The sequence below is a fragment of the Chimaeribacter californicus genome (genome assembly GCF_002858675.1).
GTDB classification, from domain to species: Bacteria; Pseudomonadota; Gammaproteobacteria; order Enterobacterales; family Enterobacteriaceae; genus Chimaeribacter; species Chimaeribacter californicus.
In genome coordinates this window covers 105,649-131,926 of sequence record NZ_PJZF01000005.1, presented here as the reverse complement: position 1 = coordinate 131,926, position 26,278 = coordinate 105,649, and the positions used below count along the sequence as shown (strand labels likewise).

Sequence of the window (26,278 nt, the reverse complement as noted above, 5' to 3'; positions counted from 1 at the left end):
GTGCAGGCCGCCCCGCGGCGCACACCTTCAATCAAGCAGGATGAACTATTATGGTTACTTTCCACACTAATCACGGTGACATCGTCATCAACACCTTCGCAGACAAAGCGCCGGCAACCGTTGAAAACTTCCTGAACTACTGCCGTAAAGGGTTCTACGACAACACCATTTTCCACCGCGTGATCAATGGCTTCATGGTTCAGGGCGGCGGCTTTGAGCCGGGCATGAAACAGAAAGCCACCGACGCACCAATCAACAACGAAGCCAACAACGGCCTGAAAAACACCCGCGGCACCCTGGCGATGGCGCGCACCAACGACCCGCACTCAGCGACTGCCCAGTTCTTCATCAACGTGGTAGATAACGACTTCCTGAACTTCCGCGGTGAAAACGCGCAGGGCTGGGGCTACTGTGTGTTCGCCGAAGTGGTGGAAGGCCTGGACGTGGTTGACAAGATCAAGGCTGTGCCGACCGGCCGCAGCGGCATGCATCAGGACGTGCCGAAAGAAGATGTGGTGATCACCAGCGTGACCGTCAGCGAGTAAGGTTAGCCCCGCGGCATGACCACACTGTTTATCGCTGATTTGCATCTGAGCGTACAGGAACCGGCAATTACTGCCGGTTTTCTGCGTTTTCTGGCCGGTGAAGCGCGCCGCGCCGAGGCGCTGTATATCCTGGGCGATCTGTTTGAAGCCTGGATCGGGGACGACGACCCGCAACCGCTGCACGCGGAGATTGCGGCCGCGCTGAAGGCGCTGGTTAACAGCGGCGTGCCCTGCTACTTCATCCACGGCAACCGGGATTTCCTGCTCGGCCGGCGTTTTGCCCGCGCCAGTGGCATGACGCTGCTGCCGGAAGAACAGGTGCTGACGCTGTATGGCCGCCGGGTGCTGATTATGCACGGCGACACCCTGTGCACGGACGATGAAGGCTACCAGCGTTTCCGTAAAAAAGTGCGTAATCCGCTGATTCAGCGGCTGTTCCTTGCCCTGCCGTTACGCCTGCGCCTGAGGATTGCCGGTAAGATGCGCGCCGACAGCCAGCAGGCTAACCAATTGAAATCGATGGCGATCATGGACGTCAACCCACAGGCCGTGTCGGACACGATGCGCCGCCATCAGGTACACTGGCTGATCCACGGCCATACCCACCGCCCGGCGATCCACACCCTTGCCCTGCCGGATGGCGAGGCGCACCGCGCGGTACTGGGTGCCTGGCATCAGGAAGGATCGATGATCGCTGTCAGCCCGCAGGGGATTGATCTGGTCACGTTCCCGTTCTGACTCAGACCGGCACGCCGCTGTGAAAGCGGAACTGCTCGTCCGGGGCCATGATCAGTTCAGCCTCAATCCGCCCCAGTTCTTCCACCCGATCGGTAATATCTTCCCCGGCATATTGCTGTGCCAGTGACAGGTAATCCTGATAGTGGCGTGCTTCAGAGCGCAGCAGCGACAGATAGAACCGCCGCAGTTCCTGATCCAGATGCGGGGCAATCGCCGCGAAACGCTCACAGGATCGCGCCTCGATATAGGCCCCGATGATCAGCCTGTCCACCAGCAACCCCAGCTCATCCTGATGGCGGACATGCTTCAGCAGGCCGTTGGCGTAGCGTGACGGCGACAGCACGGTGTAGGCCACATTGCGCCGGGTCATGATCTCCACCACCTGCTCGAAGTGGTGCAGCTCCTCACGCGCCAGGCGGGCCGCGCAGATCAGCAGCTCGGTGCGGTCGAGGTAGCGGGTCATCAGCGCCATCGCCGAGGCCGCCGCTTTCTTCTCGCAGTTGGCGTGATCGATCAGCAGAATATCCTGCTGGGTAAGCGCCACATCGATCCAGCGCGCCGGCGTTTTGCAGTGCAGAAAGGCGTGAATCGGGGCCAGAAGGGCGTCAGTCATAAGGTATTGTCCTGCTTAATGGTTTTGTGGCGATTATACAAATTACCCCTGGCTTTCCCAGCCTCCGGCAGCGACGCAACCGTTTTCCTTGCGGATTTGCCATGCTATTATTTGCGCCCTCTCCGCCAGATACAACCCCTCTGGCGACGCCAGCATATTCACAGGAGCATTACAGGCATGTCATCCAACCTTTCCCCGGCAAATGTCGCCCTCGTCATGGGGTCCAAGAGTGACTGGGCTACCATGCAATTTGCCGCTGAAATCCTCACCACGCTGAATGTCGCGTTCCACGTTGAAGTGGTCTCTGCCCACCGCACGCCGGACAAACTGTTCAGCTTTGCTGAGCAGGCCGCCGCCAACGGGTTTGACGTGATCATCGCCGGTGCAGGCGGCGCGGCGCATCTGCCGGGCATGCTGGCCGCGAAAACGCTGGTGCCGGTACTGGGTGTGCCGGTGCAGAGTGCCGCGCTGAGCGGCGTGGACAGCCTCTACTCCATTGTGCAGATGCCGCGCGGCATCCCGGTCGGCACGCTGGCGATCGGCAAAGCCGGGGCCGCCAACGCCGCCCTGCTGGCCGCGCAGATCCTGGCCCTGCATGATGCGGAACTGGCGTCACGCCTGGCCGCCTGGCGTCAGGCGCAGACCGATGAGGTGCTGAATAACCCTGACCCGCGGGAGGAGGCATGAAGCCGGTTTGCGTACTGGGCAACGGCCAGCTGGGCCGGATGCTGCGTCAGGCCGGGGAGCCGCTGGGCATCGCGGTTTACCCGGTCGGGCTGGACGCCGAGCCGGAAGCGGTGCCGTTCCGCCAGAGCGTGATCACTGCCGAGATTGAGCGCTGGCCGGAAACCGCCCTCACCCGTGAGCTGGCCGGCCACCCGGCATTTGTTAACCGCGACATCTTCCCGCGCCTCGCCGATCGCCTGACGCAGAAACAGTTGCTGGATCAGCTCGGCCTGGCTACCGCGCCTTGGCAGCTGCTGGCGTCCGCCGCCGAGTGGCCGCAGGTGTTTGCCGCACTGGGTGAACTGGCGATCGTCAAGCGCCGCGTCGGCGGCTATGACGGCCGCGGCCAGTGGCGGCTGCGCGCCGACGAGGCGCACACCCTGCCGGACGACTGCTACGGCGAGTGCATCGTCGAGCAGGGGATCAACTTCTCCGGGGAAGTGTCGCTGGTGGGCGCGCGTGCGCATGACGGCAGCATGGTGTTCTACCCGTTGACGCATAACCTGCATCAGGACGGCATCCTGCGTACCAGCGTGGCACTGCCGACGCCGGACATCGCGCTGCAACAGCAGGCCGAGTCGATGCTCTCTGCGATTATGCAGGAGCTGGGCTATGTGGGCGTGATGGCGATGGAGTGCTTTGTGGTGGAAGGCGGGTTGCTGATCAACGAACTGGCCCCGCGCGTTCACAACAGCGGCCACTGGACGCAGGACGGCGCGTCGATCAGCCAGTTTGAGCTGCACCTGCGGGCGATTCTCAACCTGCCGCTGCCGGTGCCGGTGGTCAGTGCGCCGTCAGTGATGGTGAACCTGATCGGCACGGACGTAAACATTGACTGGCTCAGCCTGCCGCTGGTCAACCTGCACTGGTATGAGAAAGAGGTACGCCCGGGCCGTAAGGTCGGTCACCTTAACCTCAATGACCCAGACCGGGTGCTGATCACACAGACGCTGAGCGATCTGGTGCCGATGCTGCCGGAAGCGTACCGCAGCGGCATTGAATGGGCGCAGAGTAAGCTGTAACAGTTCGCGCCCCTGCCTCTTCCGCCGTTTGGCATTGACGCAGGGGCGCGGTTTTCACCCTTCGCTTTACCTTTCCTGATTTACCCCTCCTGATTTACCCCTCATAGTGCCGGAACAGCGCCCGGCCGCGCAGTAACCGCACGCCCAGCCAGCCCCCGCACAGCGACAGCAGCAGCGCACTCAGCAGCGGCAGCAGCCACCAGAGCATGAAGTCCGGTTCCCACGGGAAGTCGAAGACCTGCGTCTGCAACAGCCACAGCGCCGCCTCCGCGCCCACCGCCGCCGCCACGCCGGCTACCAGCCCCAGCACTGCGAACTCGCACCAGAGCGTACCGCGCAGCAGCCGTTTGCCCGCGCCCAGCGTGCGGTAGACCACCAGCTCCTGCCGCCGCTGGCGCATCCCGACCTGAATCTGCGCCAGCAACAGCAGGGTGCCGCACACCATCACCAGCACCACCATCACCTCCAGCGCCCGGCTCACCTGCGACAGCACCTGCCCGACCTGTTTCAGGATCGCGCCGATGTCCAGCAGGCTCAGGGTCGGGAACCGGCGGTTGAGATCAGTCAGCATCCGGCTGTCACCGTGGTAGCGGAAACTGGTCAGCCAGGTCTGCGGCTGCGTATCCAGCGCGCCCGGCGGGAAGATAAAGTAAAAGTTAGGGCGCAGGCTCTCCCAGTCCACTTTGCGCACGCTGCTGATGGTGGCGGAGAAGTCCTGTGTGTCGCCGCTGAAGGTGACGCGGTCGCCCAGCGTCAGCCCCAGCCGATCCGCCACGCCCTGTTCAATCGAGACTTCCCCCGCTTTTGGCGGCCACTGCCCGGCCACCAGCGGATTGTGCGCCGGTAAATCCTTCTGCCAGGTCAGGTTCAGCTCGCGGCTCACCGCTTCCCCGCCCGGATCGCTCTCCTTCACCCGTTCGGTGGCGACCTCGTCGTTGATTTTGGTCAGCCGCACCCGCACCACCGGGTAGAAGGTCGAGGGCTGCACCTGATGCTGTTGCAGGAACGCCGTGACCGGCGGCAATTGATCCTGCGTCATGTTCAGCAGGAAGAAGTTGGGACTTTCCGGCGGCAGTTGCTGTTGCCAGCGGTCCAGCAGATCGCCGCGCATCACCAGCAGCAGCGCCAGCAACATAAATGACATGGAGAACGCCGCCAGCTGGCTCAGCGTCACCCACGGCTGGCGCAGCAGGCGGTTTACCGCCAGCCGCAGTGCCAGTTGCCGCACCGTAAGGCGCTTCAGCAGCAGCAGTCCGCCCCAGCCAATCACGCCCAGCAGCAGCGCCAGTACCAGAATGCCCGCCAGCAGCGACCAGAGCAGGCGGCTGCCGCCCACCAGCCACGCCAGCAGGCCGACTACCACCAGCAGGATAGTGGGCAGGTAATATTTCAGCGGCCAGACGTTGGAGACCGCATCCCGCCGCAGCACCCGCAACGGCTGGGTCGCCAGCAGTTGCCGGTACGGGCGCAGGCCAATCAGCAGGGAGATCATCACCAGGGCGCCCAGCGCCCAGAGCCACGGCCAGCCGCCCGCGGAGGGCAGTTGTGCAGGCAGTACCGGTGCCAGCGCCCGCATCAATCCCCATTCGAACAGCTTGCCGATGGCGCTGCCCGCCAGCGCTGCCAGCGCCAGCACCGAGAGCCACTGGCCGACAATCAGTTTCTGTAAGGCGCGCCGCCCGGCCCCCAGGGTTTTCAGCACCGCAATCAAATCGTAGCGGCTGCGGCAGTAGTGGCTCATCGCCACCGCCACCGCGGCCACCGACAGCAGCAGCGTCAGCAGCGCCGACAGCAGCAGGAATTGCTGGGAGCGTTGCAGGGATTTGCTCAGCGCGCCCTCTGACTCCTCCAGCCCATACCAGCGCTGATCGGGTTTGAGTTGCGGCTTCAGGCTGTTACCGTAGCGCTCCAGCGCGTCCGGGGTGCCGGCAAACAGGTAGCGGTAAGTCAGGCGGCTGCCGGGCTGGATCGCGCCGGTTTTCGCCGCGTCGCTGATGTCCATGATAAGCCTGGGGGCCATCTGGAACGGGTTAAACCCGGCGTCCGGCTCTTGCACCACCACCCCGGCGATACGCAACGTGGTGTCGCCGACATCGAGGTTATCACCGACTTTTTTATCCAGCAGCGCCAGCAAACGCGGCGCGACCAGCACTGCGCCGGGCGCCACCCGCTGCCCCGGTGGGTCAGTTTGCAACGTGCCGTAGAGTGGGTAGGCGTTATCGGTGGCTTTGACTGAGGCGAGTTGCGGCCGATCCCCGGCGTAGGTCATGGTCATGAAGGTCATCTGCCGGCTGACCGTCAGCCCCTGCTGACGCGCTTCCAACAGCCAGCCCTCCGGCACCGGGTGGGCACTGCGCAATACCCGGTCGGCCGCCAGAAAATCGCGGCTTTGCTGGCTCAGCCCTTTTTCCATCCGGTCACTGATGGTGCCGAGCGACAGCACACAGGCCACTGCCAGCGTCAGCGCCAGCCAGACAATCAACAGCGAGGGCGAGCGCCACTCGCGCCAGAACCAGCGCCAGATCATGCTTCCTCCTGCAATTTGCCGTCACGCAGCCGCAGGCGACGCTGGCAACGGGCCGCCAGTTGCGCATCGTGGGTCACCAGAATCAGCGTGGTGGCGTAGTCGCGATTCAGGGAGAACAGCAGATCGGCGATGCGGTCGCCGGTCTGGCGGTCGAGGTTGCCGGTCGGCTCATCGGCAAACAGCACTTTCGGGTGGCCGATAAAGGCCCGCGCCAGCGCCACCCGCTGCTGCTCGCCGCCGGAGAGCTGCGCCGGCAGGTGGGTCATCCGCTGCCCCAGCCCCAGCTGTTCCAGCAACTGACCCGCCTGTTCACGGCTTTTGGCCTCGCTGTCGCCCCGCAGCAACGCCGGCAGTTGCACGTTCTCCAGCGCGTTCAGCGTCGGCACCAGCATGAATGACTGGAACACAAACCCGACATTCTGCGCCCGCAGCGCGGCCCGCCCCTCTTCATCCAGCGCGGGCAGGGAGTGCCCCAGCAGCCGCACGTCGCCTTCGCTGCCGTCATCCAGCCCGGCGAGGATCCCGAGCAGCGTGGACTTGCCGGAGCCGGACTCGCCAATCAGTGCCAGGGTCTGCGCGGGTTTGACAAGCAGGTCAACTCCGGTAAGGATGGAAAGCCTGTGCTCACCCTGACCGACGTGTTTACTAAGATGATGAACTTCAAGAACGTTTTCCGCTGGCATCTTCCCTTCCTTTTGCTGTTGGGAGTATTCAGTGTACGGGCAGCCGCTGCCGATACCCTGTTGATTTTAGGCGATAGTTTAAGCGCCGGTTACCGCATTCCCCTTGAGAACGCCTGGCCGTCACTGCTGGCAGACAAGTGGCAGGCCTCGCCCGGCGCGCCAAAGGTGGTGAACGCCAGCATCAGCGGCGACACCGCCACCCAGGGGCTGGCGCGCCTGCCCGCCCTGTTGAAAAAGCACCAGCCGCGCTGGGTGTTGATTGAATTGGGTGCGAATGACGGCCTGCGCGGCTTTGCGCCGCAAGACATTCAGCAAACCCTGAGCAAGATTATTACCCTGGTGAAGCAGGCGGATGCCCAGCCATTGCTGATGCAGATCCGCTTGCCGCCCAACTACGGGCGCCGTTACGGCGATGCGTTTTACGCTATCTACCCGGCGCTGGCGGCGCAGTACAAAGTGCCGCTGCTGCCGTTTTTCATGGAACAGGTCGCGATCAAGCCGCAGTGGATGCAGGAAGATGGCCTCCATCCCAACCGGGATGCCCAGCCGTTTATTGCCGGCTGGATGGCTGAGCGCCTGAATCCTTTAGTAAATCATGCGTCTTGAGAAATAGGGCCCTTTGACAGGTAAAGTTATGCAAAAAGCGGTATTGATTACCGGCTGCTCCAGCGGCATCGGCCTGATTGCGGCCCAGGAGCTACGCAACCGCGGTTACCGGGTGCTGGCGGCCTGCCGCAAAGAAGAGGATGTCGGCAACCTGTGCCAGCTCGGGTTTGAGAGCCTGGTGCTGGATCTGGATGACCCGGCCAGCGTCGATCGCGCCGCTGATGAGGTAATGGCGCTGACCGGCAACCGGCTGTATGGCCTGTTCAACAACGCCGGGTTCGGCGTTTACGGCCCGCTCAACACCCTGAGCCGCAGCCAGCTGGAGGGGCAGTTTGCCAGCAACCTGTTCGGCGTCCACCAGTTAACCATGCGCCTGCTGCCGGCGATGCTGCCGCACGGCGAGGGGCGCATCATCCAGACCAGCTCGGTGATGGGGCTGGTCAGCACCCCCGGCCGCGGTGCCTACGCCGCCAGCAAATATGCGCTGGAGGCGTGGTCTGACACGCTGCGCATGGAGCTGCACGGCACCGGCATTCAGGTCAGCCTGATTGAGCCCGGCCCGCTGAGCACCCGCTTCACCCAGAACGTTAACCAGTCACAACACGATAAGCCGGTCAAAAATCCGGGCATTGCCGCACGTTTCACCCTGCCGCCGGAGGCGGTATTGCCCAAATTGCGCCATGCTTTAGAGAGCCCGTCTGCCCGCCTGCGCTACCCGGTGACCTTAGTGGCCCATGCGCTCGGCCTGCTGCGCCGGGTGCTGCCGGGCCGCGTGCTGGATGTGCTGCTGCGCGGCGGCGGCGGGTAAATCAATCGGACCGGGGGGTTGAAGCGCCACAGGCCGCCCCCATCTACCGTTAAAACGGATGAGAGAGAATGTCATGCTAGCACAAGCCACAGTTGTAGAGATTACCGAAGCCAACCTGCACCAGACGCTGGAACAGTCGATGTCTGTCCCGGTGCTGTTCTATTTCTGGTCTGAGCGCAGCCCGCATTGCCAGGAGCTCACTCCGCTGCTCGACCGGCTGGCCGCCGACTACGCCGGGCAGTTCGTGCTGGCAAAAGTGGATTGTGACGCACAACAAATGGTCGCTTCCCAGTTCGGCCTGCGCTCCATCCCGACGGTGTACCTGTTCAAAGAGGGCCAGCCGGTAGACGGCTTCCAGGGGCCGCAGCCGGAAGCGGCAGTACGCGCCCTGCTGGAAAAAGTGCTGCCGAAACCGGAAGAGCTGAAGGCCGCCGAAGGCGCGGAACTGATGCAGGAAGGGCGTTACAGCGAGGCGTTGCCGCTGCTGAAAGAGGCGTGGCAGCTCAGCAACCAGAACAGCGAGATCGGTTTCCTGCTGGCGGAAACTCAGTTGCAGCTGAACCGCAGTGACGATGCCGAAGCAGTGCTGGCGGTGGTGCCGTTGCAGGACCGCGACACCCGTTACCAGGGGCTGGTGGCGCAGATTGAACTGCTGAAGCAGGCCGCTGACACCCCGGAGATTCAGCAACTGCAACAGCAGATGGCAGAGACCCCGGACGATGCCGATCTGGCGCTGAAACTCGCGCTGCAACTGCATCAGGTCGGGCGCAATGAAGAGGCGCTGGAACTGCTGATGGGCTTCCTGAAAAAAGATCTGGCGGCAGCCAACGGCGGCGCACGTAAAACGCTGATGGACATTCTCGCGGCGCTGGGCACCGGTGATGCGCTGGCGGCGAAATACCGCCGCCAGCTCTATTCACTGCTTTACTGATTCCGCCCCGATCCATCACCCCGGAGCCGGCTGTTCTGGCCGGCTCCCCGCCCTTTTCATCCTGTTCTTATGCACTTTTTCCGTTTTTCTTACCCATCATCGCCGGTTCCTTGCCCGTGTTCGCCATCAGGTTCATGATCCGCCGGTTAAGGCGAAAGGGTTTCGCCTGTGATCCTCAGGACTGACTGACAGGAGTGTGACTATGTTTACCGTGATTCCGATTATTGTGGTGCTGGCGCTGGTGATTGTGTTTGCCGGGGTCAAAACGGTGCCGCAGGGCTACCAGTGGACGGTAGAGCGGTTCGGCCGCTACACCAAAACGCTGATGCCCGGCCTGAACCTGGTGGTGCCGTTTATGGACCGCGTCGGCCGTAAAATCAACATGATGGAGCAGGTGCTGGATATTCCCTCGCAGGAGATTATCTCGCGTGATAACGCCAACGTCTCGATTGACGCGGTCTGCTTTATTCAGGTGATTGACCCGGCACGCGCCGCCTATGAGGTGAGCAACCTGGAGCTGGCGATTGTAAACCTGACGATGACCAACATCCGTACCGTGCTCGGCTCGATGGAGCTTGACGAGATGCTGTCGCAGCGTGACAACATCAATACCCGGCTGTTGCAGATTGTGGATGAGGCCACCAATCCGTGGGGCATCAAGATCACCCGCATCGAGATCCGCGACGTGCGCCCACCGGCAGAACTGATTGACTCGATGAACGCCCAGATGAAGGCAGAACGTACCAAACGCGCCTATATTCTGGAGGCGGAAGGGGTGCGGCAGGCGGCGATCCTGCGCGCTGAGGGGGACAAGCAGTCCCAGATCCTGAAAGCGGAAGGGGAGCGCCAGTCGGCCTTCCTGCAGGCTGAGGCTCGCGAACGGGCGGCCCTGGCGGAAGCGCAGGCTACCCAGCTGGTTTCTGAGGCGATCGCCGCCGGGAACATTCAGGCGATCAACTATTTCGTGGCACAGAAATACACCGATGCGTTGCAGCAGATCGGCTCGGCGCCCAACAGCAAAGTGATCATGATGCCGGTGGATGCCACCAGCCTGATGGGGTCGATTGGCGGCATCGCGGAGTTACTGGGCGAAACCAAAGGAAAATAATCATGTGGCAGACGCTGGTGATTCACCCCCATTGGTTCTGGCTGTCGCTGGGCGGCGTGCTGCTGGTGGCGGAGATGCTTGGGGCCGGCGGTTACCTGCTCTGGAGCGGCATGGCCGCGATGCTGACCGGGCTGCTGGTGTGGATTATCCCGCTGGGCTGGGAGGCACAAGCGCTGATCTTCGCCCTGCTGACCCTGCTGGCGGCGGCAGGCTGGTGGTACTGGCTGTCACGCCGTTCTGCTGAGCGCCCTGCCCGGCGGCTCAACCGGCGCGGCGAGCAGTTAATCGGCACCCGCGCTACCGTGGCGTCGCCGTTACAGAATGGCTATGGCCGCATCACCATCGGTGACAGCAGCTGGCGCATGCACTGCGCCCAGCCGGTACAGCCGGGTGAGGAAGTCGAGGTGGTGGCGGTCGAGGGCATCACGCTTGAAGTGCGACCCGTCCCGCCACGCTGACCGTTACGCCTGCGCTGCCGGGGGGCAGCAGCCGGTATCGATGCCGATCAGGTTATTAATGATCGGGCAGCTCGCCCCCGCATCCCCCGGGCATTGCGCCGCCAGGTCCAGCAGCCGCGCCTGCATCTTCTGCAACTCTTCAATGTGCCGCCCAATCTCGGCGGCCTTTTCCAGCGTCCGCGCTTTGACATCCGCACTGTGGCGATCCGGGTTATGGAACAGTGCCAGCAGCTCCCGGCACTCATCCAGCGTGAACCCAACCTGCCGTGCCTGGCGCAGCAGCGTCAGTTCCTCGATATGTTTTACACTGTAACTGCGGTAGCCGTTCTCACTGCGCGCCGGCAGGGTGACCAACCCTTTCTCTTCGTAGAAGCGAATCGCCTTGCTGGTCAGGCCGGTTTTTTTCGCCACGTCACTGATGTTCATGTTACTGCCCCTTGACCTTCCTGTTACTGGAAGGTTTATTCTGTCACAAGTCGGAATACCCGTACACTTATCATACCGGCCCCAGCGGCCGGTGAGAGGAGGAGATCATGTCAACCACTACCCTGCTCGCCCTGAATGGGCTGAGCTGTCAGCACTGCGTGAAGCGGGTGCAAAGCACGCTGGATGCGCTGCCGGATGTCAGCGCAGCCGACGTCGGATTGCACTATGCCCGCGTCAGCGGTACGGCCCCGGCGGAGCAGTTGATCCAGAGTATCGAACAGGCTGGGTATCAGGCCACGCTGGCTGACCAGGCCGACACCGAACTTACCCTCAGCGGGCTGAGCTGCGGCCACTGCATCGGGGCGGTGCAAAAAGCATTACGCGCCGTGCCGGGCGTGGAAGTCGCCGACGTGACGCTGGAACGCGCGCGGGTGTTTGGCGAGGCCGACCCGGCTCAGCTTATTGCCGCCGTGACGGAGGCCGGTTACCAGGCCACGGAGAGCAGCCGCTCAAAAACTGAGCCGCTGCCCGATGCAGCGCCCTCCCTGCCGGAACACGCGGCGGCGGCTCAGAACACGGTTCCGGCAACGGCCGCCCCGTATGCCGATGCGCAACAGGCGGCAGATATACACAGCCACCACCTGCTGATCAGCGGCATGAGCTGTGCCAGCTGTGTCAGTAAAGTCCATCAGGCGTTGCAACAGGTGCCCGGCGTGGATCAGGCGCGGGTGAACCTCGCCGATCGCAGCGCGCTGGTCACCGGCGAGCCGGACGAGGCGGCGTTGATCGCCGCCGTGGCCGCCGCCGGGTATGGCGCGGAGATTATTGAAGATGACGCCGAACGGCGCGAACGCCAGCAGCAGACCAACCGTGCGGCGTTCCGGCGGTTCAGCTGGCAGGCGGCGCTGGCGCTGGCGGTGGGCATTCCGCTGATGGCCTGGGGTCTGTTTGGCGGCACGATGGCGGTGACTGCGCAGAACCAGACCGCCTGGCTGATGGTCGGGGTAGTGACGCTGGCGGTGATGTGCATCGCCGGTGGGCATTTCTACCGTAACGCCTGGCTGAGCCTGACCCACCGCAGCGCCACCATGGATACGCTGATCGCGCTGGGTACCGGCGCGGCCTGGATTTATTCGATCATCGTTAACCTGTGGCCGCAGCATTTTCCGCCGCAGGCGCGCCATCTCTATTACGAAGCCAGCGTGATGATCATCGGCCTGATTAACCTCGGCCATGCGCTGGAGCAGCGCGCGCGCCAGCGATCCTCCCAGGCGCTGGAGCGGTTGCTGGATCTGACCCCGCCCACCGCCCGGGTGGTGGATGATCAGGGTGAACGCACGCTGCCGCTGGCGGAGGTGCAGCCGGGCATGGCGCTGCGGCTGACCACCGGTGACCGGGTGCCGGTAGACGGCGAAGTATTACGCGGCGAAGTCTGGGTAGACGAAGCGATGCTGACCGGGGAACCGGTGGCGCAACACAAAGCCGCAGGCGGCCGCCTGCACGCCGGGACACAAATCACCGACGGCAGCGTGGTGTTTCGCGCCGAGGCAGTCGGCAACCAGACCACGCTGGCACGCATTATCCGGCTGGTGCGCCAGGCGCAGAGCAGCAAACCGGAGATCGGCCGGCTGGCGGATAAGATCTCGGCGGTGTTTGTGCCGGTCGTGGTGCTGATCGCCCTGTTCAGCGCGCTGCTCTGGTACCTGTTCGGCCCCGAGCCACAGGGCATCTATATGCTGGTGGTGGTCACCACAGTGCTGATCATCGCCTGCCCGTGCGCGCTGGGGCTGGCGACGCCGATGTCGATCATCGCCGGGGTTGGCCGTGCGGCGGAACTGGGCGTGCTGATCCGCGATGCGGATGCCCTGCAAAAGGCCAGCACCCTTGATACGCTGGTGTTTGACAAGACCGGCACCCTGACGCTGGGGCAGCCGACGATCACCGCCATTGAGACGGTGAACGGCATGGCAGAACCTCAGGCGCTGCGCTGGGCCGCTGCGCTGGAGCAGGGCTCCCATCACCCGCTGGCCCAGGCGATTCTGGCACGCGCCGGTGAACAGCAACTGCCGGAAGCCGTGGATTTCCGCACGCTGGGCGGGCTGGGGCTGCAAGGCACGGTGGAAGGCCGGGTGCTGTTGCTGGGTAACCCGGCATTGATGGCACAGCAGCAGGTGGACATCACCGCGCTGGAGGCGGCGCTGCAACAGCACACGGCGCAGGGTGCCACGCCGGTACTGCTGGCGGTGGACGGCCAACCGGCCGCCTTATTCGCGCTGCGCGACCCGCTGCGGGCAGACAGCCAACAGGCTTTGCAACGCCTGCACCAGCAGGGCTACCGGCTGGTGATGCTGACCGGGGATAACCCGCACACCGCCGCCGCCATTGCGCGCGAGGCCGGGATTGATCAGGTGATCGCCGGGGTGCTGCCGGACGGCAAAGCTGATGCCATTCTGCGCCTGCAACAGGCCGGGCACCGGGTGGCGATGGTGGGTGACGGCATCAATGACGCCCCGGCGCTGGCGCAGGCGGAAGTCGGCATTGCCATGGGCGGCGGCAGCGATGTGGCGATAGAGTCCGCCGCGGTGACGCTGATGCGGCCGTCGCTGGCTGGGGTCGCTGATGCGATTGCGCTCTCCCGCGCCACGCTGCGCAATATGAAGCAGAACCTGCTCGGTGCGTTCATCTATAACAGCCTCGGTATTCCGGTGGCGGCCGGGGTGCTCTACCCATTCACCGGCTCGCTGCTCAGCCCGGTGATCGCCGGCGCGGCAATGGCGCTTTCGTCCATTACCGTGGTGGCCAACGCCAACCGGCTGCTGCGCTTTACGCCTGAAAAAGCCTTACGAAATAAATAAGCGGTTCCGGCCGGGCACCCTGCCCGGCCTGCGAATTCAGCCTAATCCCCCTACACCTGCGCGGCGCGAGCGGGTAGCATGGAACCCTTACTGATTGGGAGCCTCGTCGTATGGGTAACATGCTGTACCGTCTTGCCACCTTTCTCGGCCTGATTTCGCCGATGGCTTACGCCTACCCGGCCATTGACCTCAGCCTGCCGGGCGATCGCCATTTTCATCTGGTGGGCAGCATCCATATGGGCACCATGGACATGTCCCCGCTGCCGGAAACGTTGCTGGCGCGGCTGAAAACGGCGGATGCGCTGATTGTGGAAGCGGACATCAGCGGCAGCGAGTCGCCGTTTGGCGAGCCGGTACCGCAACCGCCGCTGGCCGAGCGCCTGCCGGCTGACCAGTATCAGCGCTTTCTCGCCATTTGTGACACGCTTTCGGCCAATGAGGCGCAGCTTGACCCGCTGCCCGCGTGGCAGGTGGCGCTGATGTTACAGGCGCGGCAGGCGCAACAGCTCGGCCTGCGGCCGGAGTATGGCGTTGATTATCAGTTGATTGCGGCCGCCCACACCGGGCACAAACGCATTATTGAGCTGGAGGGGCCGCAGCAGCAGGTTGAGCTGTTGCTGAAACTGCCGCAGGACGGGCTGATGCTGCTGGAAGACACCCTGACCCACTGGCACACCAACGCCCGCCTGTTGCAGACCATGATGGGCTGGTGGATGGACAACTCCCCCCGGGCGCTGAAGAAGGTGCTGCCTTCAACCTTCAGTAATGATCTGTATGACGTGCTGATGCACCAGCGCAACCAGCGCTGGCAACAGCAACTGGCGGCGTTACCGGCCGGGCATTATGTGGTGGCGGTAGGGGCGCTGCATCTGTATGGCGAAGGGAATTTGCCGGCGTTATTGAAAGCGGGCAGTGGCGCGGCCTAAAAAAGAGGCCAATATCGCTATTGGCCGTCAAAGAGGAATGACTTTTTTATTGATTATGGGCTTCAGCCCGCCCGGAAGGCGGTGCCGGCGGCGCTAGGGTATCAACCCGGTGAATAGGTTTGCAACCTTCATCCTGCGCTTTCCGGCCCGGCAATAGCAGAAACGCTATTTTCCGGCAACGAATCAAAACATTACCCGGCTCTTTTTTTAACCTGCGTCAGGCCGCATGTTCAGCGGCAACGGCAACCACTTCAGGCGGAGACTATGACACCGGCAATTACACTCCTTGAGAAACAGAAGGTGAAATTCACCCTTCATCCTTATGAGCATGACAGCCATGACACCCACTTTGGCGATGAGGCGGTGCGCAAACTGGGGCTGGATGCCCGCCAGGTGTACAAAACGCTGCTGGTGGCGCTGAACGGCGATGCAAAAGCGCTGGCGGTGGCGGTGACGCCGGTGGCAGGCCAGCTTGATTTAAAGAAAGTGGCGAAAGCGCTGGGGGCGAAGAAAGCCGACATGGCGGACCCGGAACTGGCGCAGCGCACCACCGGGTATTTGCTGGGCGGCATCAGCCCGCTGGGGCAGAAGAAGCGGCTGCCGACAGTTATCGACAGCCCGGCGCAGCAATTTGCCACCATCTATGTCTCCGGCGGCAAACGCGGGCTGGACATTGAACTGGCCCCGCAGGATTTACAACGGCTGCTGAACGGCGTGTTTGCGGATATCGCCCGCGTGTCGCCCTGAAATGACGGCCTGCTTTCACAGGCCGTCCGGCTATTTATACAGGATGTCGCCTTTCGGCTGGTAGGCGGCTGCATCTAGCGGGGAATGGGTCTGGATGTACTGTTTCAGCACTTCCGCATCCACAAACCCGGTGTTGACGTAGCCGGGGTGATCGCTGATTTTCGGGTAGCCGTCGCCGCCGGTGGCGTTAAAGCTGAGCGTCGCCATGCGGTAGGTTTTGTCCGCCTGTAGCGGCTGGCCATTGATGGTGACGTCACTGACGCCTTTGCCGTCCGCCGTGAGGCTGACATCCACAAACTGCGCATAGGCACCGGAATCGACTTTCATATTGGCCACCGCCGCCAGATAGCGCTCCACTTCGCTGCCTTTGAGATCCACATACACCAGCGTGTTGCCGAACGGCTGCACTTTCAGCACATCTTTGTAGGTGATGTCCCCGGCCTCAATCGAATCGCGGACACCGCCGCCGCTCATCACCGCGAAATCTGCCCCGGCCCGTTCTTTCTGCGCCGCGAGAATCAGGTGCGCCAGGTTGGTCTGCACAAAGCGCACTTTACTGCGATCCCCTTCCAGGTGGCCGTTGACGCTGCCGACTTTCACCTCCAGTTGCGCCTTGCCCTGGTTTTCAAACGGCGTCAGCAATTTGAGCATGTCGCTGTTCTCGGCGATCGCCTGGGTGTAATAGACGCGCTCACTGCTGCCGTCCGCTTTTTCGACCTTTTTCTTCAGATTGACCGGGATCAGCTGGTAGTGCTTGAGGGTAAATTCGCCGTTGCGGAAGGTGAAATCGGCGCGGCCGACATATTTGCCCCACTCATGCGCCTGCACAATCCAGGTGCCGTTCTGCCGGTCAGGGGCACACGGCGTGCCGGGCACATAATCGACCTGCTTTTTATTTTCACCCGCCATGCAGACCGGGTCCTGCGAGTGGCCGCCGACAATCATGTCGAGGTAGCCGGGCGGCAGGCTGCGCGCCATCTCCACATCGCCCGGCGCGTTGGAGCCGTGGTTGCCGTCATCATAGTGGCCCATGTGGGTCGCGGCGATGATCACGTCCGGTTTCTCGGTTTTACGCAGCTCCTCCACCACCACTTTTGCCTCGTCGGCCGGTTTGTGGAACACGATGTCGGTGAAGTTTTCCGGGTTGCCGATTTTGGCGGTGTCATCGGTGGTGAGGCCGATTACCGCAATTTTCAGCCCCTGCGGCTGGAAAATCGCATAGGGCTGGAACAGCCGGGTGTTGGTGCTTTTCTGGTAGATGTTGGCGGAGAGCAGCGGGAAACCGGCCCATTTCTGCTGCTGACGCAGCACGCTCAGCGGGTTATCAAACTCATGGTTGCCGATGGCCATCGCGTCATAGCCGATCATTTTCATGCCGCGGAAATCGGGTTCGGCGTCCTGGAGATCGGACTCCGGCACGCCGGTGTTGATGTCCCCGCCGGAGAGCAGCAACACGCTGCCGCCCTTGTCCGCTACCTCTTTCCAAATGGCATCCACCAGGGTTTTCTGCGCCGACAACCCATATTCGCCATACTGGTTTTGCCAGAAGTGGCCGTGGTGATCGTTGGTGTGCAGAATAGTGATGTCGTAGGTTTTGTCTTTTTCCCAGGCATAACTGATGGCAGGCTGACCCGCCAGCGTGGCGGCCATCACTGCGGCGGCCGTAATCGTCAATGAACGCATGAACACTCCCTAATGATAAGTCAATGGAACTGCGTCAGCGGCACGTTGCGCGCCCTGTCTGTTGTTCTCCCCCATTACCGGGCTGAGGGTAGCACTGCTGATGTCCGGAAATTGCCAATCACGTCAAAATATGTCCGATGTGGTATTCACGCAAGCGACTGATTAAGATAACGGTGATTTTTTCACCCGCCGGGCGGCCCCTGCACTGCCCGTGATAACAAGAAGAAGTAACAAGAATAAGGATGACCCAGCATGACCGAGCAAACCGGGGTGACCGGCAAGGCACCCAGTGGCGACGCCGTAAAGCGCACCGCGTTCTCGATTCTGGCAGCGATCAGCGTGTCGCACCTGCTGAATGACATGATCCAGTCGCTGATCCTGGCGATTTACCCGCTGCTGCAACATGAGTTCGCCCTCAGTTTCACCCAGATTGGGCTGATCACCCTGACCTACCAGCTTACGGCCTCCCTGTTACAGCCGGTGATCGGCCTCTATACCGACAAACACCCGCAGCCGTGGTCACTGCCGATCGGCATGGGCTTTACCCTGTGCGGGCTGCTGCTGATGGCGGCAGCGCACAGCTTCGGCATGGTGTTGCTGGCGGCGGCGCTGGTGGGTACCGGCTCCTCGGTGTTCCACCCGGAGTCCTCGCGGGTGGCGCGCATGGCCTCCGGCGGGCGGCATGGGCTGGCACAATCGCTGTTTCAGGTCGGCGGGAATTTCGGCAGTTCACTCGGGCCGTTGCTGGCCGCGCTGGTGATCGCCCCCTACGGTAAAGGGCATGTGGCCTGGTTCTCGCTGGCAGCGCTGCTGGCTATCGTGATGCTGCTGCAGATCAGCCGCTGGTACCAGCAACAGCACCGCGCCAGCAAGGCGCGCCCGGCCGTTGCGGTGAACCGCCTGCCGGGGCGCACCGTGGCGTTTGCCATGCTGATTCTGATGGTGCTGGTGTTCTCGAAATATTTCTACCTCACCAGCCTGAGCAGCTATTACACCTTCTACCTGATGCATAAGTTCGGGTTGTCGGTACAGAACGCCCAGTACCATCTGTTCGCATTTCTGCTGGCGGTGGCGGCCGGTACCATTATCGGCGGGCCGGTGGGCGACCGGATTGGCAGGAAGCGGGTCATCTGGGTTTCGATCCTCGGCGTGGCGCCCTTTACGCTGGTGCTGCCTTACGCCAACCTGCAATGGACCGGCATCCTGACGGTGATCATCGGCCTGATTCTGGCCTCGGCATTCTCGGCGATTCTGGTGTATGCCCAGGAGCTGATCCCCGGCAAAGTCGGGATGGTCTCCGGCCTGTTCTTTGGGCTGGCGTTCGGCATGGGAGGGCTGGGCGCAGCGGTGCTGGGCTATGTGGCGGATCACACCAGCATTGAACTGGTTTACCAACTCTGCGCCTTCCTGCCGTTGCTCGGTATTTTGACGCTGTTTTTGCCAAATACCGATCTTAAATCCCGCTAAACCCCGCCTTTCCCAGCGGCCGGCCTCCTGATTCCGGCTGCTGTTTTTCCTTCTGCACCAATAACTTTCTTAAAATTATGTAATAAATTCGCAGCAGGGATCATCTTGTGCACAAACGTGTTATTTTGTTACTGAATGCAATCTATTGATTCATTGACCATACTGATACGTGCCCTCTTTTCCCCTGTGCAGACAAGAAGGAGCCTGGATGCATCATTCTACGCCGCTGATTACGACCCTCGTTGGGGGGCTGGTGTTGGCCTTCCTGTTAGGCATGCTGGCCAACCGCCTGCGCATCTCCCCACTGGTTGGCTACCTCACCGCCGGGGTACTGGCCGGGCCGTTTACCCCCGGATTTGTGGCCGATACCTCACTGGCCCCGGAGCTGGCCGAGATTGGCGTGATCCTGCTGATGTTTGGCGTCGGGCTGCACTTTTCACTGAAAGATCTGCTGGCGGTCAAGTCGATCGCCATTCCCGGCGCAGTGGCGCAAATTGCCGTGGCGACGCTGCTCGGCATCGGGCTGTCCCAACTGTTGGGCTGGGATTTGCAGGCCGGGCTGGTATTCGGCCTCTGCCTCTCCACCGCCAGTACCGTGGTGCTGCTGCGCGCGCTGGAGGAGCGGCAACTGATTGAGAGCCAGCGCGGGCAAATCGCGATCGGCTGGCTGATTGTCGAGGATCTGGCGATGGTGCTGACGCTGGTGCTGCTGCCGGCGTTCAGCAATATGATCGACAGCCACCATGCCAGTTTTCAGGAACTGGCGCAGGAGCTGGCGATCACCCTCGGCAAAGTGATCGCCTTTATCACCCTGATGATTGTGGTGGGCCGCCGCCTGGTGCCGTGGATTCTGGCGAAAACCGCCAGCACCGGGTCACGGGAGCTGTTCACCCTGGCGGTGCTGGCGCTGGCGCTCGGCATTGCCTACGGCGCGGTGAAGCTGTTTGATGTGTCGTTTGCGCTGGGGGCGTTTTTCGCCGGGATGGTGCTGAACGAGTCGGAGCTGAGCCAGCGCGCCGCCCATGACACCCTGCCGCTGCGCGACGCCTTTGCGGTGCTGTTCTTCGTCTCGGTGGGGATGCTGTTTGACCCGATGATCCTGCTGAATGAGCCGCTGACGGTTCTGGCGACGCTGGCGATTATTCTGTTCGGCAAGTCGATTGCTGCGTTCCTGCTGGTGAAACTGTTCGGCCACTCGACGCGCACTGCCCTGACGATCTCGGTCAGCCTGGCGCAGATCGGCGAGTTTGCCTTTATTCTGGCCGGGCTTGGCATTTCGCTGAACCTGCTGTCAGAACATGGGCGCAATCTGGTGCTGGCCGGAGCGATCCTCTCCATCATGATTAACCCGCTGCTGTTCAGCCTGCTGGAGAAATTCCTCGCCCGCACGGAGACTCAGGAAGAGAAGAACCCGGAAGAGGCACCGGAGGAGGCGTCCCAACTGCGGCTGGAGATGTGCAACCATGCGCTGCTGGTGGGCTATGGCCGGGTCGGCAGCTTGCTGGGCGGAAAATTGCAGGCCGCCGGGGTGCCGATGGTGGTGATTGAGAATGCCCGCCCGCGGGTGGAAGCGTTGCGCGAACAGGGCATCAGCGCCATTCTGGGCAATGCTGCCAACCCGGAGATTCTCGATCTGGCGCGGCTGGACTGCGCCCGCTGGCTGTTGCTGACCATTCCGAACGGCTATGAAGCCGGTGAAATTGTGGCCGCTGCCCGCGCGCGCCGCCCGGATATGCTGATCATCGCCCGCGCCCACTATGATGACGAAGTGAGCTACATTCTCGATCGCGGGGCCAATCAGGTGGTAATGGGCGAGCGGGAGATCGCCAACAGCATGATGACGATGCTGGAGATTCCACCGCTCACCGGTGAAGAGCCGCTGCCGGCGATGCTGCGCTGACCGGAACGTCTGGTGAAAAAAGCACATAAAAAAGGGCACCTGAACAGGTGCCCTTCTGCATGGCTGACCGGGGTTTACCGCTCCCAGTACGCCTCTTCCAGGCTGTCTTCCCGCTCCGGCAGGCCGCGCGTCAGGCGCGGTGAGTGCTGGTTCAGCACCTGATAGCTGACGCGGTTGGCGTATTTGCACACCTGTGCCAGCGAGGAGTAGGTCAGGAAACTGCGCGCATGTTTGCTGGAGTTCGGCACGTTGTTGCGGTGGTAACCGTTGGCCGCGATGTCATGCAGCACCGCAGAGAGCGCCCCGTCCCCCGCGCCGTTGGTGTTCATGATCTTCTCCGGCCCGCCCATGTACGGCGCGATGTGAGAGTAGATGCGGAACGGCGTCTCGCAGTGCTGGCGGCGCATCGCCCGGCTGAACTCATACAGGTTGAATTCGGCGATTGCCCCCGGCAGCAGCGGGTGCTGGGTCTGGCGGCGGCTGGACTCTTCGGTGTAGCCCGCCATATAGAGGCCGTTCGGCCCGGCGGTGCAGAGCACCAGATCCACCCACTCCAGGGCCATATCGGAGGCCAGCAACGGATCGCTCAGGCCGGTCAGCGCTTCGGCTTCTTCTTCGTTCATCGCCAGAATTGAGACGTGGTCACGCAGGAATTCGCGCCACCCTTCCGGGTTGTCCGCAATCACATATTTGGTGCCGAGCGTCAGCACCACCGGCACCTCATGCTTTTTGGCATAGGCGATGGCCTGCATGGTGGCTTCCGGCATCGGCTCGCCCGGTTTGCAGCGCACCAGATAGGCGGTCAGCACCAGCGCCGAGGCACCGGCGATCACCGCTTCCGGGATGCTCTCCGGCTTCAGCTGGTTCATCTGGCCCGGGCTGATGGCAAAAGTGCGCTCGCCGTGCTCACCAATCAGCGTGAAGCAGCGGCCAATCGCGCCATCCACGCCCTGCAGATAGTTGAGATCGGTACGGCTGGAGGTATTGCAGAGGTAACGGTAGGCGTAGCCGCCGATCTGCACGTTGTTGCACATCACGCCCAGCAGCACTGAGCGGTCATCCGCCAGCACCGAGTAGTTATGCAGGGTATTGCCGATGGTACCGCCGGCAAACTGGTGGGTGATCAGGTTGCTGCTCATCAGCTCCTGATACATCGCATCCGCGACATCATCCTCAATCACCAGCGAGTGGCCGACGCTCAGGCCATAGCGCTGGATAAAGTCATCATCCACTTTGGCTTCAATGTCCACCAGCGTCTGATCGATGCCCACCACGTAGGAACGGGCAGTTTCGCTCTCGGCCTGCGCTGGTTGCAGCAGCGGGTCACGCGCATTGACGGGAAAATAGTGTTTGGATTTACGTTTGCCTGGGAATTTCATCGGGATTGGCACAGCTTGGGAAACAGGCGGGCGATAGTAGCACAACTTTCACGCTGAAAAACTGCCTGCGTGACGCCGCGCCGCCTGAAACCGGGGTTTTGTCTCCGGCCACTGCACGGTGGCCGGAAAAGGGTCATGCTCAGGCGTGCTGTTTAATCAGTTGTTCGAACAGATCAATATGGGCCGGTTCATCATTCAGGCAGTCGATGTATTCAAACTTCTCACCGCCCGCTTCCATAAAGATTTCACGGTTCTGCTCTTTGATCTCTTCTAGCGTCTCCAGGCAGTCCGCGGCAAAACCGGGGCAGATCAGCTGCACATGCTTCACGCCCTGCGCCGGTAACCCTTTCATGGTTTCGTCGGTGTACGGGGTCAGCCACGGCTCACGGCCGAAGCGGGACTGGAAGGTCATCATGCCGACGCCCGGCGGCAGATCCAGCGCGGCAAACAGCGCGCGGGCGGTGTCTTCACAGCGCGTGCGGTAGTCGTCGCCCTGATCGGCGTAACGCTGCGGGATGCCGTGGAACGACAGCAGCAGCCGGTCCGGCATACCGTGCCGGGCGAATGAGCGCTCAACCGTCTCTTTCAAGGCCGCAATATATTGCGGGTGTTCGGCATAGTCACGGATAAAGTGCAGCGACGGCAGGCGACGGTACTGGGTCAGGTGGCGGGCCACCGCGTCAAACACGGCGGCACTGGTGGAACAGGAGTATTGCGGGTAGAGCGGCAGCAGCACCAGCCGGGTCACGCCCTGCGCCAGCAGCTTCTCAATCGCCTCCGGCAGGCTGGGCTTGCCGTAGCTCATGCCCAGCTCTACCGGCACGCCCGGCAGGCGGGCCGCCAGCGCTTTTTCCTGGCGGCGGCTGAAGACCATCAGCGGCGAGCCCTCTTCCATCCAGACGGACTGGTAGAGTTTGGCCACGCGCGGTGAGCGGAACGGCAGGATCGCGCCGTTGAGGATTGGCCACCACAACCAGCGCGCGGTATCCACCACCCGGCGGTCACCGAGGAATTCTGCCAGATAACGTTTGACCGCCTGCGGCGTCGGTGCCTCAGGCGTACCGAGGTTCACCATCAGAACCCCTAACTTTTCTTGCCCCATGAGCCTTTCCTTCTGTAAAACCGCCCCGTGATGCAGCTATGGCCTCAGGGTAACTGGTTAAAAATTTGCTGAGTATTGTAACCAAAATGGGTCGTCCCGGCACCGATAGCAGCAACAGGCGCTGGCTACGCATACCGGCAGGGAGAATAAGGGATAAAAAAATGCCGGGCAGAGGCCCGGCATGGTCAGCGGCAGCATACTTACCCGAGCAGGGCAGCCAGCTCCTGACGCACTTCCGCGACGCTGCGGGTGCCGTCGATTTTGTGGTACTGGGTGTTGCCCGCGTCCGCTTCGTTACGATAGTAAGCGATCAGCGGCTCAGTCAGGGTATGGTACTCAACCAGACGTTTGCGCACGGTCTCTTCCTGATCGTCCTTGCGGGTGATCAGCGCTTCACCGGTGACGTCGTCTTTGTCTTCCTGCTGCGGCGGGTTGAATTTGATGTGGTACACGCGGCCGGAACCTGGGTGTACGCGGCGGCCAACGATGCGCTCGACGATCAGTTCGTCCGGCACGTCAAACTCCAGCACGCAATCCACTTTAATGCCGGCCTCTTTCATGGCATCGGCCTGCGGGATGGTGCGCGGGAAGCCGTCCAGCAGGAAACCGTTACGGCAATCTTCCTGCGTAATGCGCTCTTTCACCAGCGCGATCACCAGCTCATCGGTGACCAGCTTGCCGGCGTCCATAATTTCTTTGGCCTGTTTGCCCAGCTCAGATCCTGCTTTCACAGCTGCGCGCAACATGTCACCCGTGGAAATTTGCGGAATCCCGTACTTCTCCATGATGAATTGAGCCTGAGTACCTTTACCAGCGCCCGGAGCGCCCAGCAGAATGATACGCATCGCGTAAATCCCCTTGCTATGTAGTTTTTATAAAAATGTCGAAAACGCTCAACCATACCATTGCAGGCCCGGCGGCTCAAGGAAGCGGCGGCAATAGCAGACTTTTGCCCAGCCAATATTGTGGCCGTTTCGTCCATAAAAAAGCCTGTATTGCACCGGCAATACAGGCTGTCAGGGTTATCCCGGCAATCAGGCCAGCAGCAGCTGGTTCATGCGGCGGATAAACTGGTTCGGGTCTTCCAGGGTGCCGCGTTCTGCCAGCAGTGCCTGATCAAGCAGCAGCTCGACCCACTCGGCAAAATGTTCGTCTTCGCTCACGGCGGATGCGCGTTTGACCAGGGAGTGATCCGGGTTCAGCTCGAAAATGTATTTCACTTCCGGGGCTTGCTGGCCGGCAGCGGCGAACAGTTTCGCCATCTGGGTGGTCATCTCATCTGCGCCGGTGGTGACAATCGCCGGGGTATCAGTGAGGCGATGGGTCAGGCGCACCTCTTTCACGCGGTCACCCAGCAGGGTCTTGACGCGATCCACAAACGGCTCCAGCGCCTTCTCGGCCTCTTTCTGCTGTTCATTCTCTTCGTCTGCCAGCTTGTCCAGCGCCTCATCGGCTTTGCTGACGGATTGCAGCGGCTTGCCGTCAAACTCGGTCAGGTAGCTCATCATCCACTCGTCAATGCGATCGGAGAGCAGCAGCACTTCGATGCCTTTTTTGCGGAACAGCTCCAGATGCGGGCTGCTCTTCGCGGCGGCGTAGCTGTCGGCGGTGATGTAGTAGATCTTCTCCTGCCCTTCCACCATGCGGCTGACGTACTCCTCCAGCGAGACCGTCTGGGCGGCGCTGTCGCTCTGGGTGGTGGCGAAGCGCAGCAGTTTGGCGATGCTCTCTTTATTGGCGCTGTCTTCTGCCGGGCCCTCTTTCAGCACCAGGCCAAATTGCTGCCAGAATGTCTGGTAAGCCTCGGCGTCATCTTTCGCCAGTTTCTCCAGCATCTGCAATACACGCTTGGTCAGCGCGCCGCGCAGGTTCTGGGTGATGCGGCTGTCTTGCAGGATTTCACGCGAAACGTTCAGCGGCAGGTCGTTGGAGTCGATCAGGCCGCGCACGAAACGCAGGTAGTTCGGCATAAACTGCTCGGCGTCGTCCATGATGAAGACGCGCTGCACATAGAGTTTCAGGCCGTGTTTGTGATCGCGGTTCCACATGTCCCACGGCGCCTGGGCCGGGATGTAGAGCAGGCTGGTGTACTCCTGTTTGCCCTCAACGCGGTTGTGGCTCCAGGTCAGCGGGTCGGTGAAGTCATGGGCGATGTGCTTGTAGAACGCCTTGTATTCATCTTCGGTGACGTCGGATTTGCTGCGGGTCCACAGGGCCTGCGCCTTGTTGATCTTCTCCCAGCTTTCGGTGCTGCCTTCGTCGCCTTCCCCTTCGGTGCGGCTCAGGATCTCCACCGGCAGCGCGATGTGATCGGAATATTTGCCGATAATCGAACGCAGGCGCCAGTCGTCGAGGAACTCATCTTCCCCTTCGCGCAGGTGCAGGGTGATTTCGGTGCCGCGCTCCGCTTTAGTGATGTCGGCGATGGTGTAATCACCTTCCCCGGCGGACTCCCAGAACACGCCTTCGTCCGCTGAGGCACCGGCCGCGCGGGTGCGTACCGTAACTTTGTCCGCCACGATGAACGCCGAGTAGAAGCCGACGCCGAACTGGCCGATCAGCTGGCTGTCTTTGGCCTGGTCAGACCCCAGGGATTCCAGGAACGATTTGGTGCCGGATTTGGCGATGGTGCCGAGGTTATCAATCACCTCGTCGCGGCGCATACCGATACCGTTGTCGCTGAGGGTCAGCGTGCGCTTCTCTTTGTCGCTGGAGAGGCGCACACGCAGTTCGCCGTCGCCCTCGTACAGATCAGGGGCGGACAGCGCGCGGAAGCGCAGTTTGTCGGCGGCATCTGACGCGTTGGAGATCAGCTCACGCAGGAAAATTTCCTTATTCGAATAGAGCGAGTGGATCATCAGGTGAAGCAGTTGCTTAACTTCAGACTGGAACCCGCGGGTTTCTTGACCTTTCATACTCATGTTCTACCTCAATCCTAAAAACAGTGTTTGGGCTGAATGCGGCGGGATGAACCCGACAATGGTGAGGAGATGGGGATAGCACAGGGGAAATTCAACCGGGAAAATGC

General features: G+C 61.9%; 23 protein-coding genes. 14 read left to right on the top strand and 9 right to left on the bottom strand.

The genetic code is table 11. The annotated features are described in order from the left end of the window. Positions 1-50 precede the first annotated feature (50 nt). Together ppiB and lpxH are read left to right on the top strand one after the other, a co-directional pair. Entirely contained in the window at positions 51-545 is a 495-nt protein-coding gene (gene ppiB, locus CYR55_RS08310) for a peptidylprolyl isomerase B (protein WP_101815686.1), read from the top strand. Between the two features lie 15 nt (positions 546-560). Beyond that, entirely contained in the window at positions 561-1,283 is a 723-nt protein-coding gene (gene lpxH, locus CYR55_RS08305) for a UDP-2,3-diacylglucosamine diphosphatase (RefSeq protein WP_101815685.1), read from the top strand. 1 nt (position 1,284) lies between these two features. Here the strand turns inward: lpxH and CYR55_RS08300 are convergent, their stop codons facing one another. After that, positions 1,285-1,896 (bottom strand): MiaE family protein, encoded by a 612-nt coding sequence (locus tag CYR55_RS08300; protein ID WP_101815684.1) that lies wholly within the window; start codon positions 1,894-1,896, stop codon positions 1,285-1,287. A gap of 177 nt (positions 1,897-2,073) precedes the next feature. Between CYR55_RS08300 and purE the strand changes: the two genes are divergently transcribed. Both purE and purK read left to right on the top strand, forming a co-directional pair. After that, positions 2,074-2,583 (top strand): 5-(carboxyamino)imidazole ribonucleotide mutase, encoded by a 510-nt coding sequence (purE, locus tag CYR55_RS08295; RefSeq protein ID WP_101815683.1) that lies wholly within the window; start codon positions 2,074-2,076, stop codon positions 2,581-2,583. Beyond that, positions 2,580-3,644 carry a 5-(carboxyamino)imidazole ribonucleotide synthase gene (gene purK, locus CYR55_RS08290; protein ID WP_101815682.1) on the top strand — a complete coding sequence of 355 codons (1,065 nt, stop codon included), beginning with the start codon at positions 2,580-2,582 and terminating at the stop codon, positions 3,642-3,644. The genes purE and purK overlap by 4 nt, the downstream gene beginning before the upstream one ends. 94 nt (positions 3,645-3,738) lie before the next feature. Here the strand turns inward: purK and ybbP are convergent, their stop codons facing one another. Beyond that, entirely contained in the window at positions 3,739-6,171 is a 2,433-nt protein-coding gene (gene ybbP / locus CYR55_RS08285; RefSeq protein ID WP_101815681.1) for a putative ABC transporter permease subunit YbbP, read from the bottom strand. Next, on the bottom strand, positions 6,168-6,854 hold the full coding sequence (gene ybbA, locus CYR55_RS08280) for a putative ABC transporter ATP-binding protein YbbA (RefSeq protein WP_101815680.1): 687 nt from the start codon (positions 6,852-6,854) through the stop codon (positions 6,168-6,170). Before ybbA ends, ybbP begins: the two co-directional genes overlap by 4 nt. Between ybbA and tesA the strand changes: the two genes are divergently transcribed. The 5 genes from tesA (at position 6,825) to CYR55_RS08255 (ending at position 10,765) form a co-directional block, all read left to right on the top strand. Then, positions 6,825-7,460: a multifunctional acyl-CoA thioesterase I/protease I/lysophospholipase L1 gene (tesA, locus tag CYR55_RS08275; RefSeq protein WP_165699557.1), complete on the top strand. Its 636-nt coding sequence runs from the start codon at positions 6,825-6,827 to the stop codon at positions 7,458-7,460. The genes ybbA and tesA overlap by 30 nt on opposite strands. A gap of 28 nt (positions 7,461-7,488) precedes the next feature. After that, positions 7,489-8,268: an SDR family oxidoreductase gene (locus tag CYR55_RS08270; protein WP_101815678.1), complete on the top strand. Its 780-nt coding sequence runs from the start codon at positions 7,489-7,491 to the stop codon at positions 8,266-8,268. 73 nt (positions 8,269-8,341) lie between these two features. Continuing rightward, entirely contained in the window at positions 8,342-9,199 is an 858-nt protein-coding gene (locus tag CYR55_RS08265) for a co-chaperone YbbN (protein ID WP_101815677.1), read from the top strand. Positions 9,200-9,401: 202 nt separating this feature from the next. Then, positions 9,402-10,307, top strand: coding sequence for an SPFH domain-containing protein (locus tag CYR55_RS08260; RefSeq protein ID WP_101815676.1), 906 nt, complete (start codon positions 9,402-9,404; stop codon positions 10,305-10,307). Between the two features lie 2 nt (positions 10,308-10,309). Beyond that, positions 10,310-10,765 (top strand): NfeD family protein, encoded by a 456-nt coding sequence (locus tag CYR55_RS08255; RefSeq protein WP_101815675.1) that lies wholly within the window; start codon positions 10,310-10,312, stop codon positions 10,763-10,765. 3 nt (positions 10,766-10,768) lie between these two features. On the opposite strand, the gene cueR is transcribed toward CYR55_RS08255, so the two are convergent. Further along, positions 10,769-11,191, bottom strand: a complete 423-nt coding sequence (gene cueR, locus CYR55_RS08250) for a Cu(I)-responsive transcriptional regulator (RefSeq protein WP_101815674.1) — start codon at positions 11,189-11,191, stop codon at positions 10,769-10,771. A gap of 107 nt (positions 11,192-11,298) precedes the next feature. Here cueR and copA point away from each other — a divergent pair, with 107 nt between their 5' ends. The 3 genes from copA to ybaK all read left to right on the top strand — a co-directional run bounded on the left by copA (position 11,299) and on the right by ybaK (position 15,719). Continuing rightward, positions 11,299-14,046: a copper-exporting P-type ATPase CopA gene (gene copA, locus CYR55_RS08245; RefSeq protein ID WP_101815673.1), complete on the top strand. Its 2,748-nt coding sequence runs from the start codon at positions 11,299-11,301 to the stop codon at positions 14,044-14,046. A 110-nt stretch (positions 14,047-14,156) separates the two neighbouring features. Beyond that, complete coding sequence (locus tag CYR55_RS08240; RefSeq protein WP_101815672.1) at positions 14,157-14,972, top strand: TraB/GumN family protein; 816 nt, start codon at positions 14,157-14,159, stop codon at positions 14,970-14,972. A 264-nt stretch (positions 14,973-15,236) separates the two neighbouring features. Then, positions 15,237-15,719: a Cys-tRNA(Pro)/Cys-tRNA(Cys) deacylase YbaK gene (gene ybaK / locus CYR55_RS08235; RefSeq protein WP_101815671.1), complete on the top strand. Its 483-nt coding sequence runs from the start codon at positions 15,237-15,239 to the stop codon at positions 15,717-15,719. Positions 15,720-15,749: 30 nt separating this feature from the next. Here ybaK and ushA read toward each other — a convergent pair whose 3' ends face one another. Continuing rightward, a complete protein-coding gene (gene ushA, locus CYR55_RS08230; RefSeq protein ID WP_101815670.1) occupies positions 15,750-17,402 on the bottom strand; it encodes a bifunctional UDP-sugar hydrolase/5'-nucleotidase UshA in 1,653 nt (550 codons plus the stop codon). Positions 17,403-17,654: 252 nt separating this feature from the next. Here ushA and CYR55_RS08225 point away from each other — a divergent pair, with 252 nt between their 5' ends. Both CYR55_RS08225 and ybaL read left to right on the top strand, forming a co-directional pair. Next, positions 17,655-18,869, top strand: a complete 1,215-nt coding sequence (locus CYR55_RS08225; protein ID WP_101815669.1) for an MFS transporter — start codon at positions 17,655-17,657, stop codon at positions 18,867-18,869. Between the two features lie 208 nt (positions 18,870-19,077). Further along, on the top strand, positions 19,078-20,769 hold the full coding sequence (gene ybaL / locus CYR55_RS08220) for a YbaL family putative K(+) efflux transporter (RefSeq protein ID WP_101815668.1): 1,692 nt from the start codon (positions 19,078-19,080) through the stop codon (positions 20,767-20,769). A 74-nt stretch (positions 20,770-20,843) separates the two neighbouring features. Here ybaL and CYR55_RS08215 read toward each other — a convergent pair whose 3' ends face one another. The 4 genes from CYR55_RS08215 to htpG all read right to left on the bottom strand — a co-directional run bounded on the left by CYR55_RS08215 (position 20,844) and on the right by htpG (position 26,165). Further along, entirely contained in the window at positions 20,844-22,148 is a 1,305-nt protein-coding gene (locus tag CYR55_RS08215; RefSeq protein WP_101815667.1) for an inosine/guanosine kinase, read from the bottom strand. A gap of 139 nt (positions 22,149-22,287) precedes the next feature. Next, positions 22,288-23,250, bottom strand: a complete 963-nt coding sequence (gene hemH, locus CYR55_RS08210; protein WP_101815666.1) for a ferrochelatase — start codon at positions 23,248-23,250, stop codon at positions 22,288-22,290. 200 nt (positions 23,251-23,450) lie between these two features. Further along, a complete protein-coding gene (adk, locus tag CYR55_RS08205; RefSeq protein WP_101815665.1) occupies positions 23,451-24,095 on the bottom strand; it encodes an adenylate kinase in 645 nt (214 codons plus the stop codon). A gap of 189 nt (positions 24,096-24,284) precedes the next feature. Beyond that, positions 24,285-26,165, bottom strand: coding sequence for a molecular chaperone HtpG (htpG, locus tag CYR55_RS08200; RefSeq protein WP_175580790.1), 1,881 nt, complete (start codon positions 26,163-26,165; stop codon positions 24,285-24,287). Positions 26,166-26,278 lie beyond the last annotated feature (113 nt).